The following is an 18,083-nucleotide window of genomic DNA, read 5'->3' as shown; positions in this document are numbered from 1 at the left end:
ATGTCACCCGATCAGGCAACCATCCCCGTTCTGGACATGAGCGCCGCACGCCAGCCGTACGGCTCCTTCAGCCCCGAATTCATCGACCAGCTGCGGGACGCCGCCCACAACGTGGGCTTCTTCCAAATCACCGGTTACGGCGCCGCCCCCGGCCAGGCCGAGGAGCTGCTGGCCCTCATCAAACGCTTCTTCGACCTGCCCCTCGAGGAGCGGATGAAGCTGGACAACAGGATTTCCCCGCACTTCCGCGGCTACACACGGATGGGCACCGAAGTCACGCAGGGACGGGCCGACGCCCGAGAGCAGATCGACTACTCCCCGGAACGCGAGCCCGTCCACAATTACCCGGCCGACCAGCCGTACTGGCTGCTCCAGGGGCCCAACATGTGGCCCGATGAGGCGTTGCCGGAGCTCAAGCCGGCGGCCATGGCCTGGGCCGACCTGATGTCCAGTGTGGGCATGGAGCTGCTGCGGGGCATCTCGGTTTCCCTGGGACTGCCGGAGGACCACTTCGACGAGCCCTTCGGCAACGAACCCGCGTGGATGGGCAAGCTGGTGCATTACGTCGGCGGTGTGGTGGAGGCGGCCGGGAACCAGGGCGTGGGCTCCCACGCTGACTACGGATTTGTCACCCTCCTCCTCCAGGACGAGGTGGGCGGCCTCGAAGTGCTGCCGCCCGGGACAACTGAATGGGCGCCGGTTGAGCCTGTTCCCGGGGCACTCGTGGTGAACCTGGGCGAAATGCTGGAGGTGGCCACGGAAGGATTCCTTGCCGCCACGATCCACCGGGTCAAGGCGCCGCCACCGGGCGTGGACCGCTACTCAGTCCCGTTCTTCTGGTCGCCGCGGCTGGATGCCGTCATTGATCCGGTGCCCCTGCCTCCCGAGCTCAAAGCCCAGGCACGTGGCATCTCCGACGATCCGTCCAACCCGATGCTCGCGTCCTTTGGCCTGAACATGCTCAAGGGCCGCATGCGCGCGCACCCCGATGTGACCGAACGCCACTACCCGGAACTCATGCAGCGCTGATCAGAGGTTGTACTTCCACGCCTGCTGGGCGGGGCAAACGTCCATCACCACGTCCAGGCCGGCGGCCTTGGCACGGTCCACAGCCGCTTCGTCGATAACACCCAGCTGCAGCCACACGGCTTTGGCGCCCACGGCAATTGCCTGGTCCACCACCGCCCCGACCTTCTGCGAGTTCACAAAGCAGTCGACGACGTCGAGGGGTTGCTTTTCGGAGGGAATTTCACCCAGGGTACGGTACCCGTTTTCGCCGTGGACGGCATCGCCGGGAAGGTTGACGGGGATGATCTCCATCCCGAGCCGGTCGCGGATAAACAGCGAGGTGTCGTAGGCTGCGCGCCACTCGTTGGTGGTCAGGCCCACGATGGCCCACCGCCCTTTGTTTCGCATCAGGCGCTCAATAACGGCAGGATCGTTGACGTGGACCATGATGCAAGCGTACATCGTCCCCTGTGCGGCCCCTGATCGAATATTTGAATGAATAGCGGGCGTCAATACTCGAGTGAGCGAATATTACGTCCCACGGACCATGATTTGGCGCAGGGCATGCGGTTCGGCTGTAGTGGTAGTGACCATCCCGAGCGGCCGAGAGACCTGGATCGATGAAGCCGCAGCATCCCTGACCAAACGCTGTACCCGTTGAGGCGACCATCCTCGGCACACAGCGAAGGGTGCTACCGCCCGGATCGATGGAGCACATCTATGACATCAGATTTATGATCAGCGGGTGAACTTCTTCAGCCAGATTGAACCGGGTCCGGCCTTGCCGGCCCCGGTTTTTTCTGTCATTGCCGGGGGGACGATGGCCGACGTCAGGGACTCTGCCGCTGTTCCGGCTTCGGCCAGGGTACCGGCAACCAGCTTTCCGGCCTTGTCGAGTTCGGCACCGGCGTCACGGGTGACGCCCGCAGCGTTCCCCCGCGCGCCGCCGTCGTCCGCCTTTGACGTGCCGGACGGCGTACCGTTTCCGCGGCCGGCCGGCTCCGCGCCCCGGTTCTGGCCTGCGTCTTCCGGACCGTTCGCCGGCGGGGCAGTTTCCCGTTCAACAGTTTGGGGCTGTGCCGGCGCTGGATTGTCGTTGGTTGCAGGATCCGCGGGCACCTGAACCTCCGCCGGACTTGCGGCGGTCCCGCTAGCGGCGGGAGTCCCTGCGATGGACCAGCCGGGAACCCAGTCCTGCAACAACTTCTGGATGGAACTGCTGGCCTGCGCGTCCGGAGCGGTGCCGGTGGCGGCCACCCCGGTGACGCCCAGCCCCATCCCCGCGATGACGGCAAGGCCCACAACAGCGGTCCGGTGCCTCCGGAGGAGCCGGTGCCGGGCGAGCTGGTGGGTCTGGCCAGACAAGAGTGCGGCCAGTTCGGGGCCGGGTTCGGGGACCGGCAGGGAGGCGAGGGAGCCCAGCGCGAGCAGGGCTTTTCGGAGCCCGGCGGAATCGGTTCCACCGGCGTCAAGGAGCATTTCGTCCACAGTACCGATCAGGGAGCTGGCATTGGAGGTCATGGCGCCACGTACTCCTTCACTGCGGACTGCTCGCGCAGCCGGATCAATGCCCGGCGCTGGAGCTGTTTGACGGCGCCGGGACTCTTGCCCATCACAGCGGCCACCTGGTCCACCGTGAGGCCCGCGACGAGGCGTAACGAGAGCACTTCCCGCTGTTCATCCGGCAATTCGTTGAGGAGATCGGCCACTTCCTGCGGCGAGATCCGGTGTAGCACCTCAGTCTCGGCCGAGGACTCCTCGCGTCCGTCGAGGTCGGGTTCGAACGGGAGTTTGCTGGGGGTGCGCTGCTGTCTCCGGTGATCGTCCACCATCCTGGCGTGTGCCACGGAGAAGACAAACGTGCGCAGCCCGGCCACGCCGCCGGTAACCTTCTGCAGCCGTGGCAGGACGGCGATGAAGACTTCCTGCATAACCGCCTCCGGATCTTCTACCCCGCGGGCTGTGAGGTAGCCCAGAACCTGTGGCGCGTACGTTCGGTACACGATACTGAAGAGCTCCGGATCGCGGGCGCGCGCACGCAGAACGTCGTCTGTCAGTGCATCGGTCACGGACACAGGGCCTTCGGTGGAGGGGACTGGGCTTGCTCAGCTTGGGGCCCGCACGTCGCACGCGGAATGCCCTCGCCAGCCAACTTTACCTTCCAGTAACAAAAGAGCCGGCCTGGAACATGATGGGGGACAAGTTCCAGACCGGCGCTTCATAGGGGTAATCGCTCTTGGCACCGCAGGGGTTACGCCGTCGGACAAAAAACTTTCCGGAAGCGTAACGTCGGGCAGGGCTGGCTACGTCCAGCGCGTTCGGGCCCAGCCCAGCTCAGGCCCAGCGCGCCTCAAATCCAGCGCGGGGCGGCCACCCCCAGCCGCGGTGCCTTGGCCATGACAAAAGTGTGCGCCCTGGTGGCGGGGACGCGTTGGTCCCCGCAGTTCGGCTGGAGTTGGGCGGGGACCACCACGGACGTGGGGGCGGGGGCAGTCGGCGAAACTTTTGCGGCGGGGCAGAGATCGGTGACCAGCCCTGTCCCGGCGCATTCGCGGACGGCGGCGATACCGGCAACCACGGCGGCTTTGTTCTCAAAAGCCCCCGACACAGCCATCGCCGTGCCATCCGGCGCCGTGAGGCGGAACCTGAATTGTGAATCCGAATCCAAGAAAACTTCAAACTTCCCGGCCATGATAAATCCTTCCGGTCTGGGGTCCCGTCCGGGCGGAATCTTCGCCTCGGGCGGTCCCGGAGCATCGCTGCGTCCGGCACCTGCGGGTCTGGTCGAATGATCAACTGATCAGTTCAGGGTGTGCTTAAGAGTCTGTCCGGCCCGTCTACAGCCTCACAAGACCGGTTGCGTTAAGCCTGCGTAAATTCCCCCAAGTGACTGGCAGTTAACGTCGCGACAGCCTATTTTGAGGACGTTAACTGCGAGTCACTTGGGCCAGCAGACGACAAAGGCGGGCCACCCTTTCAGGTGACCCGCCGTCGTCGTGCGTTACAGGCTGCTAGTCGTTGATCAGATCGTGGACCACGATGGTCTGGTCGCGGTCCGGGCCGACGCCGATCGCGGAGAAGCGCGTGCCGGAGAGCTTTTCGAGGGCCAGCACGTAGTTGCGGGCGTTCTCGGGGAGATCCTCCAGGGTGCGGGCACCGGTGATGTCCTCGGTCCAGCCGTCGAAATACTCAAAGATGGGCACTGCGTGGTGGAACTCTGTCTGCGTCATGGGCATTTCGTCGTGCCGCACACCGTCGACGTCGTAGGCAACGCAGACCGGGATCTGCTCGATGCCGGTGAGGACGTCCAGCTTGGTGACGAAGTAGTCCGTGAAGCCGTTCACGCGGGAAGCGTGGCGTGCCAGGACGGCGTCGTACCAGCCGCAGCGGCGCGGGCGGCCGGTGTTTACGCCGAACTCGCCACCGGTCTTCTGCAGGTACATGCCCATCTCGTCGAACAGTTCGGTGGGGAACGGTCCGGCGCCAACACGGGTGGTGTAGGCCTTGATGATGCCGATGGAGCGGGAGATCCTAGTGGGGCCGATGCCCGAGCCAACGGACGCGCCGCCGGCGGTCGGGTTGGAGGAGGTCACGAACGGGTACGTGCCGTGGTCCACGTCCAGGAACGTGGCCTGGCCGCCTTCCATAAGCACAACCTTGCCCTCGTCCAAGGCGTTGTTGAGGACCAGTGTGCTGTCGATGACCAGCGGGCGCAGGCGCTCGGCGAAAGCCAGGAAGTAGTCCACGATCTCGTCCACCACAATGTCGCGGCGGTTGTAGACCTTGACCAGGAGTTCGTTCTTCTGGCGCAGGGATCCTTCCACCTTCTGGCGGAGGATGGACTCGTCGAAGACGTCCTGGACGCGGATGCCCAGGCGGGCCACCTTGTCCATGTAGGCCGGGCCGATGCCGCGGCCGGTGGTGCCGATGGCGCGGCTGCCGAGGAAACGCTCGGTGACCTTGTCCAGGACCTGGTGGTAGGGGGCCACGAGGTGCGCGTTGGCGGAGATGCGCAGCTTGGACGTGTCCGCGCCACGGGCCTGAAGGCCTTCGATCTCCTGGAACAGGGCCTCGAGGTTCACCACACAGCCGTTGCCGATGATCGGAATCGCGTTGGGGCTCAAGATGCCGGCCGGAAGGAGTTTGAGCTCATACTTCTCACCGCCTACGACGACGGTGTGCCCGGCATTGTTGCCGCCGTTGGGCTTTACGACGTAGTCAACGCGGCCGCCCAGAAGATCGGTGGCCTTGCCTTTTCCTTCGTCGCCCCACTGGGCTCCTACGATCACGATTGCTGGCATGGGATCCTCCCCCATTCGTTCGGGCCGCACAGGTCCGTCCACCGAAATGGCAGGCCTGCGTAGCGCCGTTCATGAGAATGCCCCGAAGGCCATAGCCTGGCCGGACCGCTACGGCGGCCAGCCACGCAAGAGTCCGGGGCTCTTACCACCCAAGTTTAGCCGATCACGGACTTTGTCCACTCAATGGGGCGCCCGTGGCCCTTCGCGCACGGCAAAGGACCACGGGCAGACTCCCGCGGTCTACTACTCGTCGTCAGCTTCCTCGCCGGGACGGGACGTCTGGGTGTCCAGGCTGTCCCAGAAGGACGTATCGGCGTCGGCAATCGAACCGTCGGCGATGGCCGCCGCAGTGGCCGTCAGCGTGGTCACTGTCTGCTGGATCAGGTAACCGTTGCTGCGGAGCCCGAGGGCGTAGCCGTCCAGATAGTGATCCGACATGCCACGCATTTCGAAGAGCAGGGTGGCAATCCCGTACTCCACTGCGATGCCGTTGCGGCTAATGGTCTCGGCGCTGCCGCCCACGTACTTGCCCAAGTGGCCCCAGCCGGTGGAGTCGACGTTGTTGAAGACCACGGCGCCCAACTGCTTGGACATTTCCACAACAGCCGGATCGGCATTGGGCGTGGTGGGGTACAGGATGGACCCGGAGACCAGCTTTCCGTCGCGTTCGCTCCGGGCGCCCTGGTGGTGCAGGTCGATCATGTAGTCAATGTTGTACTTGCGAATAACGTTGGTGTGGAGCGCCTGGGTTTCGGGCTGGATTTTGGCGACGTGGTCGCGGTTCAGGTCCACCTCCTCGGCGTTGTACCGCGTCATGTGGCGGTCGCCCTTGGCCAGGTAGTCACCCAGCGGGAAGTTCACATCTCCCATCGCGCCGTCGGCGTTGAGCATGGGAACGATGAGGATGTTCACTCCGTCCAGGATGTCCCCCGATTTCCCGGTCCCCAGGTGTTTCACGAATGCCATGGCACCCTCGGTGGTCAGCTGCTCATTTCCGTGCTGCTGGGTCAGGTACAGGATGGTGGGCTTGGCAGGGTCCGAAAGGTACTTCACCAGGTGGATGTCCCGGCCCTTGACAGTCTGGCCGATCACCTCCAGTTCCATGGCTGGCTGGCGGGTGTCCTGATGCTTCAGGAAGGAGACCAACTCGTCATAGGTTGCCAGTTTCGAGGTGGTGATCTGGCCGTTGCCGTCATAGTTGGGGCCTTCGCCCACGGCATGGGCCAACGGTGCCGGCGCGGCGAGTGCCGCCAGAACCAGGGCTCCGGATACGGCCGCGGTCCTTATAGTTGCCAGGGTTTTGTTCACGGTACGTTACCTCTTTCGACTGCATGGAGGGTGCGACCAGCCGCAACGTCCTTATTGCGGGCTGTCACAGAAGCCAATCAAGCTAAACGAAAGCTGTCAATTAACTTGACAGAGATCGAGCGCCCTGTGCCGTCCATCACGGAATCTCACCGGAGGGGGTCCGCATTTCGCGGGGCTTGCTAAACTGATAGAGATCGACCAGGAATCGGTCCACACCACATTTCAAACCACGCCGGACGGGCGCGCCATCACGCGCCCATTTTCCGGATTGGCAGCATCGCCGAGCCCCGCAGGAGACATTGCACTATATGACAGCCCTGGCCCCAGAATCCCTCCGTGAACAGCTCCTGAGCCGCCGCTACGAGCCCAACGTTGCAGCCGTCAACGAGCTGTGCGATTCCCTGCAGAGCGTCAAGCCCCACACCGAAGTCCCGTACGTCGACCCCATGCACGACGTGGACGAGTGCCGCATCATTAGCCTCTACTCCAACATCGGTGAGGCTGACCCGTCCGGTTTCATCACCGCCGGCGACGAAGATGCCGCCACCCGCATGCTCGGCATCCAGTGGAAGCTGGGCCTGCGCCCCGAGTTCGTGATGCCCTGGAACGTACACCCGTGGCACACCCCCGGCGAGGTCAACGGCAAGTTCACGCCGGACCAGATTTCCGCCGGCCTCAAGCCGCTCCTGAAGTTCCTCGCCGTGGTTCCCCGCGCCTCGGTGATCGTGGCCCACGGCACCGAAGCCAACCGCCTGGCCAACCTGCTGCTGAAGACCGAAGTTCCGCTGCTCTGGCGCCGCGGGCTGAAGACCTACAAGGTCCGCTCCCTCAGCGGCCGCGCGTTCGCTGGGACGCCCGCGCGGCAGGAACAGTACCTCGAGGAAATGCGTGTCGTCTACACCGACGCCATGGCCCGCACGGGACTCGCGAAGGTCTAGCCACAGGGGCATCTCTCGATAGGCTCAACCACCGAACGACGGCGGGCGGTCACCTTTCTGAAAAGGTGACCGCCCGCCGTCGTTCTTCTACTACTTGCCCTCGATGGCTGCCTTGGCTGCCGGGTCCGAGTCGTTCAGGAACTTCTCGATGCGTTCCGGTTCCTCGGCTTCGCCGATGGCCGCGGATGCGCGGCCCAGCGAGTAGAGCGCACGCAGGAAGCCGCGGTTGGGTTCGTGCTCCCACGGGATGGGGCCCACCCCGCGCCAGCCGTTGCGGCGCAGCGAGTCCAGCCCGCGGTGGTAGCCCACGCGTGAGTAGGCGTAGGAATCGATGGTGCGGCCCTCGGACCACGCCTCCTCCGCCAGGACAGCCCACAACAGCGACGACGTGGGGTGCTTTTCCACCAGGTCCAGGGCTTCGGCGCCGGCGTCCAGCTGCTCGTAGACGTCGGTCTCGGGTGGCAGGAGCGTTGGCTCAGGGCCCATCAGGTTCTTGCGGAATTCGTGGGACATTCCTAGAAGGTCTTTCCGGCGGAGCCGAGCTGCTTGGTTGCCTCGACAACGCGGGCGGACAGGCCTGCCTCGGCGGAGGCACCCCAGACGCGCGGGTCGTAGAGCTTCTTGTTGCCCACTTCGCCGTCAACTTTCAGCACGCCGTCGTAGTTCTTGAACATGTGGTCCACCACGGGACGCGTGTACGCGTACTGGGTGTCGGTGTCGATGTTCATCTTGATCACGCCGTAGGAGACGGCGTCGGCGATTTCCTGGTCGGAGGAACCGGAGCCGCCGTGGAACACGAGGTCAAACGGGCTGGTCTTGCCAAGTTTGGCTCCCACCTGGGCCTGGATGTCCTTGAGAATCTCCGGGCGCAGCTTCACGCCGCCGGGCTTGTACACACCGTGCACGTTGCCGAAGGTCAGGGCCGTGATGTAGCGGCCGTTCTCGCCGGCGCCGAGGGCTTCAATGGTGGCCAGGGCGTCCTCGACCGTGGTGTACAGCTTGTCGTTGATGGCGTTTTCCACGCCGTCTTCCTCGCCGCCCACGATGCCGATTTCAACTTCGAGGATCATCTTCGCGGCGGCGGTGCGTTCCAGCAGTTCGCGCGCGGTGCTGAGGTTCTCGTTGAGTGGCTCGTGCGAACCGTCCCACATGTGCGAGTTGAAGATCGGGTTCCGGCCGGCCTTGACCTCGGCCTCGGACGCTGCCAGCAACGGCAGGACAAAACCGTCCAGCTTGTCCTTGGGGCAGTGGTCGGTGTGCAGGGCGATGTTGACGTTGTGGTTCTTCGCCACTTCGCGGGCAAAAGCGGCGAAGCCGAGCGAACCGGCAACCATGTCCTTGACCGATGCGCCGGACCAGTACGCTGCGCCACCGGTGGAAACCTGGATGATGCCATCAGACTCAGCCTCGGCGAACCCGCGGATGGCTGCATTCAGGGTCTGCGACGACGTCACGTTGACCGCCGGAAACGCAAAGCCCCCGGCCTTGGCACGATCAATCATCTCGGAGTAAATCTCTGGGGTTGCAATGGGCATGGTGACTCCTATGCTGAGTTTTCGTCTATGGGTTGTGACCCTGGAGAGTAGACCTCTTACGGCTAGCCACCATCCTAGCCATTTCTGTGCAGGGGCAGTGGTTCGGGTCACGCAGGCCGGTAACAGTTACGCTCACACGCACCACGAGGCGGCACGTCACGGCAGCGCCGGAGCCCGGGACTGCCGCGAAATGCCATCTCGTGCAGGGGTCTAGCCGTACAGCCAGCAGTTGCCCACCGAGGACCGGTCCGCGAAGCGGCGCTCCAGGAAGATAAACGCCTGCGGGATGGCGGCGGCGTAGCCGCCAACGTGGGTGGCCCCCGCCGTGACATCGAAATAGACAGCAGACCCGGCCGCGCACCAGCGCTTCGCCAGCTGCCGGCCCTGGTCAAAGGGAATCACGTCGTCGAGCACGCTGTGCGAGAGGAGTACGGGGACCTGCGGCGCCCGGCCGTTGCCAATCTTCTGTGCGGCAATGACAGTTTCTAGCTCGGGGAGCTCCAGCAGCGAGCTCAGCTTCTGGCCCGAAACCGTGAGCTGCGCAGTGTTCAGGAAGCCGCTTGAGGCGATCGACTGCAAGGTGCATTCGTTGTCTGTCGCCGCCAGCTTCGCCCGCCCTGCAGCGTTGAGGTAGGGGCTCAGGTCCAGTCCGCCGGCGGCGCCCATGCCCGTTACCGCGTAGAGCAGGAACCCGGTGTACAGGCCGCCGTCGAGGTTTCGTCCGACGGCGGGAAGGTCGGCGGGGACCGCCCCCGCGTACGCGCCCTTGAGGTTCAGCTCCGGAGCGTATTGGGGTGCAAGCTCGACGGCGGCTGCCGAGGCGCCGCCGCCCTGGGAGTAGCCGGCCAGCGCCACCGGGCCGCCGGGGACGATCTGCGGGTTCCCCAACCGCTGGGCGGCACGGGCGGCGTCGAGGACGGCGTGTGCCTGCGATTCGCGCGCCATGTAGGTGTGGCTGCCGGCCGTGCCGAGACCTTCATAGTCGGTCACCGCTACGGAGTAGCCCCGCGCCAGCAGCCCGGCGATGAAGATCCCCTCGTATTCCTCGCCGGCGGCCATGGCCCGGGACGGTGCGCATTGGTCCCCCTGCCCTTGGGTTCCGGCGGCGTAGCTGACCAGCGGACGCGGGCCGGACCCGGCCCAGGCCGCGTACGGCACCAGCACTGTGCCGGTCACGGCGACAGGCACCCCGGAACTGTTCACGGAGCGGTACATGATGCGCTGCACGGAGGCCTGGGCCCGGATGGTCTTGAGCGGATCGACATAGAAGTCAGACGGCTCCGTCCGGACCAGCTCGCCGCTGTTGGCCGGAAGCGAGGCGGGGGTGCTGTAGAAGTCGAGTGGGTCGGCGATCGTCGCCGGCGTTATGGCAGGTGCCGGAGCGGCCTGGGCCGCCGCGCCACTACCGAAGGTGAGAACCGCGGCCAACACAATGGCCGAACAGACGCGTACAGAAGGATGCTTCATTGAACCTCCAGTCAGTGCCACACTCGCCAGTGAGTGTGATCCAGCCACATGCTACTGGTGGGTAACTTGTGGGACTAGGGATTCGCGAAGATTACCGATAGTTTCGTCTCGGATTCAACGCCGGGGCCAGCCGCGCCTGCATCGAGATGGCATTTCACGGCAATGCCGGAGCCCGGGACTGCTGTGAAATGCCATCTCGGCGGGGGGGCATAAGTGGTGCAGGTCAGACGGGCTGGCTGAAAACGTGCCGGCGGATCCAGGCGTGCATAGCGATCGCGGCGGCGGAGGCGGCGTTGATGGAGCGCGTGGAGCCGAACTGCTCGATGGACAAGGTGGCCAGGGCCGCCTCGTGGACCTCCGGCGTCAGCCCGGGCCCTTCCTGGCCGAACACCAGGACGCAGTCCTTGGGCAGCTCATACGTCTCCAGGGGCACGGAGTCGGGGAATATGTCGATCCCGATGATCGCGAGCCCCTCCCCCTGCGCCCACACCACAAAGTCCTCCACGGTGGGGTGGTGGCGGACGTGCTGGTAACGGTCGGTGACCATCGCCCCGCGCCTGTTCCACCGGCGACGTCCGATGATGTGGACTTCCTTGGCGAGGAACGCGTTGGCGGTGCGCACCACGGTGCCGATGTTGAGGTCGTGCTGCCAGTTTTCGATGGCGATGTGGAAGTTGTGCCGCTTGGAATCGAGGTCCGCCACGATCGCGTCATGCTTCCAGTAGCGGTACTGGTCCACCACGTTGCGGCGGTCGCCGTCGGCGAGCAGTTCCGGATCCCAGTGGTCGCCCGTGGGCAGCTCGCCCTCCCAGGGCCCGACGCCGACCTCTGCCTTTGGCTCCGACGCCGCCTCGGGCGCTGGCTCCTCCGCTGGAATCGGATGAGGTTCGACTGTGTTTCCGGGCGTTTGTTTCACCCCTCAACACTAGACTGGACCACTGGAGCATTCATCACCGGCGGAGGTAAACGTGGCAGAAGCAGACCAGGTACAGGGTTCACCGGCGGTTTACCGCAGCGGCCAGGAGATCGAATGCTGGCTAACAGACATGGACGGCGTACTCGTCCACGAAAACCATGCCGTCCCAGGGGCCGCCGAACTGATCCAGCGCTGGGTGGACACGTCCAAGCGGTTCCTGGTGCTGACGAACAACTCGATCTTCACGCCCCGCGACCTGGCCGCCAGGCTCCGGGCCTCCGGGCTGGAGATCCCCGAGGAGAACATCTGGACGTCCGCGCTGGCCACCGCCACCTTCCTGAAGGACCAGGTGCGGGGTTCCGGCTCCGGGAACCGCGCCTACACCATCGGCGAGGCAGGGCTGACGACGGCGCTGCATGAGGCAGGCTTCATCCTCACCGACCAGGACCCGGACTATGTGGTGCTCGGCGAAACCCGGACCTACTCCTTTGAGGCCATCACCATGGCCATCCGCCTGATCCTGGCCGGGGCCCGCTTTATTGCCACCAATCCGGACGCCACCGGCCCGTCCAAGGACGGCCCGATGCCCGCGACGGGCGCCATCGCCGCGCTCATCACGAAGGCCACCGGCCGGGAACCGTACATTGTGGGCAAGCCGAATCCCATGATGTTCCGGTCCGCCATGAACCAGATCGATGCGCACTCCGAGACCACGGCCATGATCGGGGACCGGATGGACACCGACATCATCGCCGGCATGGAGGCCGGCCTGCACACGGTCCTGGTCCTCAGCGGCATTACGCAGCGCGAAGACATCGCCGCCTATCCGTTCCGGCCCAACCAGGTGCTGAACTCCGTGGCCGACCTGAAGAACCAGATCTAAAAGACCGTCACCTTCGAGCCGCCGCGGGGCAGCGGAAAAAAGTCGTCCATGAGCCGCTCCACGATGGGCCGGTAGATGAGCGGATTCCAGCCCGGGCTCGCGTGCGCCGGCAGGGCCCCGTCCGTTTGCAGGTCCATGGAGACCATGTGGGGTTGGAACGCTGCCGACCACGCGTCCTTGGCCGTCTGGTACCGGACTGTGCGGTCTTTCGGGTTGCCGATGTACGCCATCCGGGTGGCGCCGAGCTTGTCCACAAACCGGTTTCCGTCGAAGTGGTAGATGTAGGCCGACTCGGACTGGATGAGCACACTGGACGGGGCGATTGGGGAGAGCTGCTCCATGGTCTGGTCCAGGATCTGCCGCCAGGTCCGCTCGTCCTTGTGGATGACGCGCTCCCCCAGTTCGTAGCTGCCGCGGACCACGGACGGGACCCGGAAGCCGCTCTCATACAGGAACACCACGCCGTCGAACCAGCTCTCGTCCAGCACGTCGCTCCGGCTGTAGGGGCTGGAGTCCAGCAGGATGAAGTCAACCTCCACGCCGTGGAATTCCCGGAGCCGTGCGGCCACCTGGGTGGCCACCATGCCGCCGAAGCTGTGGCCGTAGAAGAAAAGCTTGGTGAGCTTTTTCGCCCGGACGTGTTCAATGACGGCGATCACCACCTCGTCGATGTCCAGCCCTTGGTTGGAATATCCGACGGCGGCGAGCTGGCCGCGCTTGTTCAGCGCACCACGCATCGCGTTCAGGATCCAGAGCGCCTCTTCCCAGCTGGTCTTGTAACCGGGGAAGAGGAACCAGCTGGCATTCGGGTAGTAGGCGTCGGCGAAGTCGTCCGCGACCTGCAGGATCCTGTTGACCCGCCGCTCCGCCTGGACACGGCGGGTAACCAGCATGTCCGCCGCCAGCAGGGCCGAGGCGCCCGTGCCGGCCAGGAACCCGCGGCGCGAAAACCGCTTGAGCGCGGCGGCATTGGCAAGCAGCCGGGCTTGATGGGCACCAGGCTGTTCCTGCGGATCTGTTTCCTCCCTGTACGGCACACATCTACCGTAGCCACAGCGGAAGCCGTCGCGGCAACCCCGGCCTCGGGTAACCCCTGGCGTGAACCCGCTAGGAGAGTCCCAGCTCGTCCTTGCCGAAGGCGAACAGGTAGGGCACACCGGTCTCGGCTTCGATCTTTTCCTTGGCACCGGTGTCCCGGTCCACAATGACGGCCACGGCCACCACGTTGCCGCCGGCCTTCCGGACACCCTCAACAGCGGTGAGGGCGGAGCCGCCGGTGGTGGACGTATCCTCCAGCACCAGGACCTTGCGGCCCTCAACCGACGGACCTTCAACCTGGCGGCCCATGCCGTAGGACTTCTGGGCTTTGCGGACAACAAAAGCGTCCACGGTGCGGCCGGCCTCCACGGCGGAGTGCATCACAGCCGTGCCCACGGGGTCAGCACCCATGGTCAGGCCACCCGCGCACTCAAAGTCGATCCCGGCGTCGTCCGTCAGTGCCAGCATGACCTGGCCCACCAGCTTGGAGGCCTCATGGTGCAGCGTGATGCGCCGCAGGTCGATGTAGTAGTCGGCCTCGGCGCCGCTGGAGAGGATCACCTTGCCGCGGACCACGGCAAGTTCCTTGATCAGTTCCAGCAGGCGGGAACGGGCAGCGGCAGCGTCAAGAGGGGAAGTCATGGTGTCCAGTTTAGTGGTTCCCCGATTTGTGACGGCGCGCCAAGCCGGGCGGCTTTGCTGCTGCTGCGGCTGAACGCGGCGGGCGAAGGAAGGCGCATGTTCCGGCCGGGGTCCGAACGCGATGAGCCGCGGCATCAGCCGCCGGACCATCGGGGCGTGCCTCACCACAAACAGCAGGGCCCGCGGTGGCTCCCTCCTCCTTCCGGCGAACAGGGGTACGAAAACCGCCCGGTGCATGACGCGCTGAACGGTCTGGAGAAGAACGGTGGGCATCCGGCGCCGCCGTTCCACCGCAGCGAGGTCCTTCATCGAAACTTGACCCCGGAGCAGGGCGGGTGCCAGCCGCGTCGCCGCCGCCACGGCATCCTGGATGGCCAGGTTGATGCCCACGCCGCCCACTGGGGACATGGCATGGGCAGCGTCGCCAATGCACAACAGCCCGTCCACGTACCAGCGCCGCAGCCGGTCCAGCCGCACATCCAGCCAGTGCAGGTCCTCCATGGACCGGATCGAATCCACCCGGTCAGCCAGGTCAGGACGCAGTCCGGAAACGCGCTGCCTGAAGCGTTCCACGCCCTCGGCCCGGATCCGCGCGTCTTCTCCCTTGGGGCCGAGATATCCCATCTGGTAATAGTCGTCACGGAACAGGGCGATCATGGCTTCCCGGTCTCGGAATGCCGGGACGATGCCCGCCACGGCGCCCTTCTCCGACGCATGGCGCGGAAGCCTGAACCACCACGTGTCGAAGGGGACGGGGTAGTTCCTTGGCTTCAGCCCGGCGGCCCGGCGCAGCACTGAATGGCGCCCATCAGTGGCCACCACGAGGTCCGCATGGAGTGCACCTTCGCGGCCGTCGAGCGTGCGGTAGCGGACGCCGGCGACGCGTCCGCCGTCGAGCATTAACGACGTTGCTTCGTGTTGCATCAGGAGCGTGAAGGTGGGTTCGCGCGCTGCCTCCGTGGCCAGGAAGTTCAGGAAGTCCCACTGCGGCATCATGGCAATGTAGTTGTACGGGGGCTTCAGGGACGCGAAATCCCCGAACGTGACCAAGCCGGCGCCCGGGATGGGGATGGCAACGTTGTTCAGCCTGCTCTGCGGAAGCTGACGGAAGCTGTCGCCCAGTCCCAGTTCGTCGATCAGCCTGATGGTGGAGGCATGCACGGTGTCGCCGCGGAAATCCCGCAGGAAGTCGCCATGCTTTTCGAGGACCGTGACCTTCACGCCTGCCCGGGCCAGCAGCAGCCCCAGCATCATGCCCGCCGGCCCTCCGCCCACAACGGCGCACCCCGTTCGCTTCATGCACTAACGGTACGCCGCACATGTGGTGGCCGCACTCGACTGGTTTGGGACGCGGAAATGGCCCTGTGACGCAGAAATGGAACGGCGCTACGCGTATCCGCGTAGCGCCATTCCATCTGCGAGTCGTCAGCCCAAAACCGCAGCGACAACCCTAGAGCCGCGTGTCGAAAGAATCGCAGTACACGTTCTCGTTGAACGTCCCCTGGAACTCAGAGTTGCCCATGATCTTCTCGATGGTGGCGCGGATGGCCTCCACGGTTCCCGCATGGGCATGGATGGCGGTCTTGACCATCGGCACGTCGATGAGGTGGTTGGGCTGGTTCAGCGACACAAACACCGTGGGAACCTCGGTGACGTACCACGGGATTTCCGCGGCCATCGGGGTGGACCACTTGATCCGGATCGCCGCCTCCTGGGCAAAGCCCTTGACGTTCGCGAAGACAAACGCGGCGTCGTACTTGTCCGCGTAGTCGCCGGTGGCTTCCTCGGAGATGATGGACATGAAGTTGATGCCCGTCTCCCCCGCGGCTTCGCGCTGAGCGGCGGTTTTGAACAGGTGCACCTCGAAGCCGGCTTTTTCCAGTTCGTCCCTGACTGTGTCCAGGTACGCCAGCGGGTCCGCCCGGGTGAAGTCCGAGCCGCCGGAGATGCCGTACAGGCGGATCCGCTTGTGCGTCTCCGGCCGGATGGGCAGGTTGTTCGCGGTGTCCTTGACCAGGGTGACGGTCTTGTCCGCGATCTCCGCGGCGATGGCCCGGTGGGCGTCGCTGCCGATCACAGCGAGTGCTTCCACGGGCGGAACCAGTTCGTTGCGGTCCTTCAGGTGCAGCCCCAGCGAGGCCTTGAGTGCCAGGATGCGGCGCAGGGCGTCATGGAGTCGCTGCTCGGTGATGACGCCGGACTTGTAGCCGTCCAGCATGTACTGGAAGTCTTCGTCGGCGTTGCGGAAGAACAGGAACATGTCGCAGCCGGCGGCAATGGTCGCAGGAACCAGGTCCTTGCGCTTCATGGCCTGGGTAAGCCCGATCATCTGCGAGGCGTCAGTGAGGATCAGCCCGTTGAAGCCCAGCTCGCCGCGGAGCAGGTCCTGGAGCAGTTCCGGCGACAGCGTGGCGGGAAGGATGTCCGCATCCGCCAGGCCGGGACGGAAATGCCGGGACAGTTCCGGCGCCCCGATGTGCCCGATCATGATGGACTGCACGCCGTGCCCGATCATCTCGCGGTACACGTGCCCGTAGGTGCGGTTCCACTCCTCGTAGCCGAGGGTGTTGTAGGACGTGACCACGTGCTGGTCGCGCTCGTCCATGCCGTCGCCCGGGAAGTGCTTCATGGCACAGGCAGTGGGCGATTCACTGATGCCGTCGAAGTACTCCTTGGCCCGCTCCACCACGATCTCCGGCGTGTTGCCGAAGGCCCGGGTGGAGATGACCGTGTTACGCCAGTTGTAGTGGATGTCCACGATCGGGGCGAAGGCCCAGTTGCAGCCCAGGGCTGCGGTTTCAACGCCGGCAACCTGCCCCATCCGGCGTGCGATCGACTTGTCCGGGTGCGAACCCGCCTGCAGGTGCGTGGCCACAAACGTGCCGTCGTCGCAGCTTCCGGCGCCACCCATTTCCGGGTTGGACGCCACCAGCAGCGGCACCTTGGACTTCGACTGCGCGTACCGGATGTGTTCCTGGACGGCAGCGGAGGGGCCTGGCCGGTACCGCATGCCACCCACGTGGAAGTTCTCCAGCACCCCATCGAGGTACTCCGGGGAGTAGTCGTTGTTGTGGTTGATGAAGAGCTGCCCGATCTTTTCCTCAAGCGTCATCGATTCCAGGGTGGTGTTCACCCAAGTGATCGCTGCGTCTTCGAGGTTGAACGGCGCGGCCTGGAGGTCGACGTCGAACTGGCGCCCTGGGGTGCCAGTGGCACCATGGGCGGGGCTTCCGACGGCGGCAGTCACCGCAGCCGCGATGCCCGCCAACGCCTCGGCCAAGACCTGGTCCACTGGAGCGGCGATGTCCACCACAATGCCTGCCTCATCGGCTTCGAGCGCTTCGAGGGTGGCCAGCTGGGATTCCAGCAGCGCTGCCGGCATGAAGTGCCCGGAGCGGCCTTCCAGCCGCGACCCCAGGACTTCCTTGCTGCCGTGCAGGTGAAGGAAGACCGTATCCGGCGCCGTGGCACGGATGGCGTCGCGGTAACCGCGGCGAAGAGCCGAGCAGGCCAGAACCAGGCCGCCCTTGGCAGCTGCCAGTTCATTGCCCACCGTGGCAAGCCACGGCCAGCGGTCCTCGTCGGTCAGCGGAGTGCCAGCTGCCATCTTGGCGACGTTCTCCACCGGGTGGAGGGAATCGCCGTCGAGGAACTGAACGCCCAGCTCGCGGGCCACCAGGTCACCGATGGTGGTCTTGCCGCAGCCGGAGACGCCCATAACGATGACGCGGGGACCCGTAGCTCCTCCTGCTGGGGCGGGCGATGTCGCGGCGGTCACCAGTCGTGCACCGTTCCGTCTACCAGGCGGTTGTACGGCAGGTAAGCCTGCTGGTACGGGTACGCTGCCGCGGCTTCCTCGTTGAATTCGACGCCGATACCGGGCTTGTCGCCCGGGTGCAGGTAGCCGTCCTTGAAGGTCATGGACTGCTCGAAGACCTCGTTGGTCTTGTCGGAGTGCTGCATGTATTCCTGGATGCCGTAGTTGTGGATGGCCAGGCCCACGTGCAGCTGGGCGGCGAAGCCCACCGGGGAAATGTCCGTGGGGCC

At 65.1% G+C, this 18,083-nt stretch carries 17 protein-coding genes and 1 pseudogene; 3 read left to right on the top strand and 15 right to left on the bottom strand.

Annotation, left to right across the window (positions count from 1 at the left end):
• A complete protein-coding gene (locus CXR02_RS14675; protein WP_104062660.1) occupies nucleotides 1–1,029 on the top strand; it encodes an isopenicillin N synthase family oxygenase in 1,029 nt (342 codons plus the stop codon).
• Here CXR02_RS14675 and CXR02_RS14670 read toward each other — a convergent pair whose 3' ends face one another.
• The 6 genes from CXR02_RS14670 to CXR02_RS14645 form a co-directional block, all read right to left on the bottom strand.
• Nucleotides 1,030–1,455 carry a CoA-binding protein gene (locus tag CXR02_RS14670; protein WP_104062749.1) on the bottom strand — a complete coding sequence of 142 codons (426 nt, stop codon included), beginning with the start codon at nucleotides 1,453–1,455 and terminating at the stop codon, nucleotides 1,030–1,032. It abuts the gene before it with no gap.
• A gap of 291 nt (nucleotides 1,456–1,746) precedes the next feature.
• Nucleotides 1,747–2,529 (bottom strand): hypothetical protein, encoded by a 783-nt coding sequence (locus tag CXR02_RS14665; protein ID WP_104062659.1) that lies wholly within the window; start codon nucleotides 2,527–2,529, stop codon nucleotides 1,747–1,749.
• A complete protein-coding gene (locus tag CXR02_RS14660; RefSeq protein ID WP_104062748.1) occupies nucleotides 2,526–3,077 on the bottom strand; it encodes an RNA polymerase sigma factor in 552 nt (183 codons plus the stop codon). The genes CXR02_RS14665 and CXR02_RS14660 overlap by 4 nt, the downstream gene beginning before the upstream one ends.
• 281 nt (nucleotides 3,078–3,358) lie before the next feature.
• Nucleotides 3,359–3,700, bottom strand: coding sequence for a DUF1508 domain-containing protein (locus tag CXR02_RS14655; protein WP_104062658.1), 342 nt, complete (start codon nucleotides 3,698–3,700; stop codon nucleotides 3,359–3,361).
• A gap of 319 nt (nucleotides 3,701–4,019) precedes the next feature.
• Complete coding sequence (locus tag CXR02_RS14650; protein ID WP_056348633.1) at nucleotides 4,020–5,309, bottom strand: adenylosuccinate synthase; 1,290 nt, start codon at nucleotides 5,307–5,309, stop codon at nucleotides 4,020–4,022.
• 243 nt (nucleotides 5,310–5,552) lie between these two features.
• Nucleotides 5,553–6,617 carry a M14 family zinc carboxypeptidase gene (locus tag CXR02_RS14645; protein WP_104062657.1) on the bottom strand — a complete coding sequence of 355 codons (1,065 nt, stop codon included), beginning with the start codon at nucleotides 6,615–6,617 and terminating at the stop codon, nucleotides 5,553–5,555.
• 308 nt (nucleotides 6,618–6,925) lie between these two features.
• On the opposite strand from CXR02_RS14645, the gene CXR02_RS14640 reads away from it, so the two are divergent.
• Complete coding sequence (locus CXR02_RS14640) at nucleotides 6,926–7,555, top strand: uracil-DNA glycosylase (RefSeq protein WP_056348638.1); 630 nt, start codon at nucleotides 6,926–6,928, stop codon at nucleotides 7,553–7,555.
• A 90-nt stretch (nucleotides 7,556–7,645) separates the two neighbouring features.
• Here the strand turns inward: CXR02_RS14640 and CXR02_RS14635 are convergent, their stop codons facing one another.
• The 4 genes from CXR02_RS14635 to CXR02_RS14620 form a co-directional block, all read right to left on the bottom strand.
• The gene (locus CXR02_RS14635) at nucleotides 7,646–8,068 is read right to left on the bottom strand and encodes a DUF3151 domain-containing protein (RefSeq protein ID WP_104062656.1); all 423 of its coding nucleotides are present in this window, start codon (nucleotides 8,066–8,068) and stop codon (nucleotides 7,646–7,648) included.
• A gap of 2 nt (nucleotides 8,069–8,070) precedes the next feature.
• Nucleotides 8,071–9,090 (bottom strand): class II fructose-bisphosphate aldolase, encoded by a 1,020-nt coding sequence (gene fbaA, locus CXR02_RS14630; protein WP_104062655.1) that lies wholly within the window; start codon nucleotides 9,088–9,090, stop codon nucleotides 8,071–8,073.
• A gap of 210 nt (nucleotides 9,091–9,300) precedes the next feature.
• Nucleotides 9,301–10,557, bottom strand: a complete 1,257-nt coding sequence (locus CXR02_RS14625) for a lipase family protein (protein ID WP_104062654.1) — start codon at nucleotides 10,555–10,557, stop codon at nucleotides 9,301–9,303.
• Nucleotides 10,558–10,780: 223 nt separating this feature from the next.
• On the bottom strand, nucleotides 10,781–11,434 hold the full coding sequence (locus CXR02_RS14620) for a TrmH family RNA methyltransferase (protein WP_104062747.1): 654 nt from the start codon (nucleotides 11,432–11,434) through the stop codon (nucleotides 10,781–10,783).
• 91 nt (nucleotides 11,435–11,525) lie between these two features.
• On the opposite strand from CXR02_RS14620, the gene CXR02_RS14615 reads away from it, so the two are divergent.
• On the top strand, nucleotides 11,526–12,356 hold the full coding sequence (locus CXR02_RS14615; protein ID WP_181037246.1) for an HAD-IIA family hydrolase: 831 nt from the start codon (nucleotides 11,526–11,528) through the stop codon (nucleotides 12,354–12,356).
• Here CXR02_RS14615 and CXR02_RS14610 read toward each other — a convergent pair.
• From CXR02_RS14610 to CXR02_RS14595, 5 genes and pseudogenes are all read right to left on the bottom strand, one after another.
• Entirely contained in the window at nucleotides 12,353–13,393 is a 1,041-nt protein-coding gene (locus CXR02_RS14610; protein WP_104062653.1) for an alpha/beta fold hydrolase, read from the bottom strand. The two genes, CXR02_RS14615 and CXR02_RS14610, sit on opposite strands and share 4 nt — an antisense overlap.
• A 70-nt stretch (nucleotides 13,394–13,463) precedes the next feature.
• Entirely contained in the window at nucleotides 13,464–14,036 is a 573-nt protein-coding gene (gene pyrE / locus CXR02_RS22655) for an orotate phosphoribosyltransferase (RefSeq protein ID WP_219816437.1), read from the bottom strand.
• A 78-nt stretch (nucleotides 14,037–14,114) separates the two neighbouring features.
• Nucleotides 14,115–15,335: pseudogene (locus tag CXR02_RS14605) on the bottom strand (FAD-dependent oxidoreductase); the annotation flags it as partial.
• A gap of 151 nt (nucleotides 15,336–15,486) precedes the next feature.
• Nucleotides 15,487–17,754 carry a gluconokinase, GntK/IdnK-type gene (locus tag CXR02_RS14600; RefSeq protein WP_104062652.1) on the bottom strand — a complete coding sequence of 756 codons (2,268 nt, stop codon included), beginning with the start codon at nucleotides 17,752–17,754 and terminating at the stop codon, nucleotides 15,487–15,489.
• Nucleotides 17,755–17,810: 56 nt separating this feature from the next.
• Nucleotides 17,811–18,083: enolase C-terminal domain-like protein (locus tag CXR02_RS14595; RefSeq protein ID WP_308470691.1), on the bottom strand; the 273-nt coding region annotated here is incomplete at its 5' end.

The organism is Arthrobacter sp. 4R501 (assembly GCF_002929755.1).
Taxonomy (GTDB): Bacteria; Actinomycetota; Actinomycetes; order Actinomycetales; family Micrococcaceae; genus Arthrobacter.
Note: the sequence above shows the minus strand (reverse complement) of the source record. Positions and strands in the feature narration are given on the sequence as shown.